General features: G+C 27.8%; 2 protein-coding genes and 1 tRNA gene. 1 reads left to right on the forward strand and 2 read right to left on the reverse strand.

The features are described 5' to 3' along the window. On the forward strand, positions 1-665 hold a 665-nt coding region (locus UDIV_RS04110), incomplete at its 5' end, for a helicase-related protein (protein WP_038103745.1). A 131-nt stretch (positions 666-796) separates the two neighbouring features. Here the strand turns inward: UDIV_RS04110 and UDIV_RS04115 are convergent. Together UDIV_RS04115 and UDIV_RS04675 are read right to left on the reverse strand one after the other, a co-directional pair. After that, a tRNA-Trp gene (locus tag UDIV_RS04115) sits at positions 797-871 on the reverse strand. 116 nt (positions 872-987) lie between these two features. Next, a partial coding sequence (locus UDIV_RS04675; RefSeq protein WP_038103751.1) for a hypothetical protein occupies positions 988-1,472 on the reverse strand: 485 nt, incomplete at its 5' end.

The raw sequence follows: 1,472 nt of genomic DNA on the forward strand, positions 1-1,472 counted from the left end.
TTGAACTTAAAAACAAAAATGAACGAGCATTTGTTGTTGTAATGACCATTAGAATGGCTGAAGAATTATCAAAACATTTAAATGACACACCCATTAAATCAGCTTATTTACACAACGAACTAAAAACATTAGAACGAGCATCAATCATTAACAAATTAAGATTAGGTGTTTATGATTGTGTTGTTGGAATCAACTTATTAAGAGAAGGGTTAGATGTTCCTGAAGTAAGTACTGTCTTTATTTTTGATGCTGATAAAACTGGTTTCTTTAGAAGTGATAAAGCTTTAATTCAGATCATTGGTCGAGCTGCTCGAAACATTAATGGAAAAGTAATCATGTATGCAGATCAAATCTCACAAGCTATGGAAATTGCAATCAATGAAACCAAACGAAGACGTGATATCCAAATCGCTTATAATAAGAAACACAACATCACACCCAAAACCATCATCAAACCAATTAATGAACATCTAATTAACTCAGAAGCTAAACAACAAGCTAATATATTTACTAATAAATCAACTAAATCAGAAATTGATCAAAAAATCAAATCACTTAAAAAAGCAATGCTAGATGCTGCTAAAGAACGAAACTATGAACTAGCTATGGTTTTAAGAGATCAAGTATATGAACTTGAAGCTTTAAAAGCTCGAAAAGATAAATAGCTATAGACAACAAAAGACCGCTTATGAAGCTAAGCTTCGAGCGGTCTTTTGTTGATATTTCTTAAATTCCAAACTTTTATTAACATAAAAAAGGCTGCACAGGTCATTTAGTGCAACCTTTTAAATATTAATGGCAGGGGTAGCAGGACTCGAACCCACAACACGCGGATTTGAAGTCCGCAGTTCTACCATTGAACTATACCCCTAGCTATTACTTTCAAGGCTTTTTATTGTTTAAAAATAATGCTTGAAAGATGGATATTTGTGTTGCATAGAGTAATTATAAAATAAAATTTTTAAAATTTACAAGAAAAAACAAAAATTAAGTTTTTTTAGCAACACTTTGTAAATATAGGAATATTTTAACAAAAAACAGCATACTTATAAAAGTTATTGACAAATAAATACTATATTTAATCATTTTATTAAGCTTAGCTAATTGGTCTTGATCTATTTTATTAGTATATACTCTTTCTTGTTCAAACCATTCTAATAAAATATCTTGAATTCTAGCTAGTATTACAAACATTCTTAGATATAAAATAATAAATGGAATTAAACTAATACTTAGTAATAAAGCAAATAAAGCTATTTTATAACTATGGCTTCAATCGTTAATTATTATATATTTAGCTGTTGCTATTAAACAGATACAACATATAATAATTGCAAACAAAACAAATAAAGCAATTAAAGATTTTAAATAAACTAACTTTTGTTTGTCAAATTTATCAAAAAGTGAATGATTAATTTGTTCATTACTATTTTCTGGTTTATTTTGTTCATTAACAAATTCAAATCCTGACA

Origin of the sequence: Ureaplasma diversum NCTC 246 (assembly GCF_000731915.1) — a bacterium.
GTDB classification, from domain to species: domain Bacteria; phylum Bacillota_I; class Bacilli_A; order Mycoplasmatales; family Mycoplasmoidaceae; genus Ureaplasma; species Ureaplasma diversum.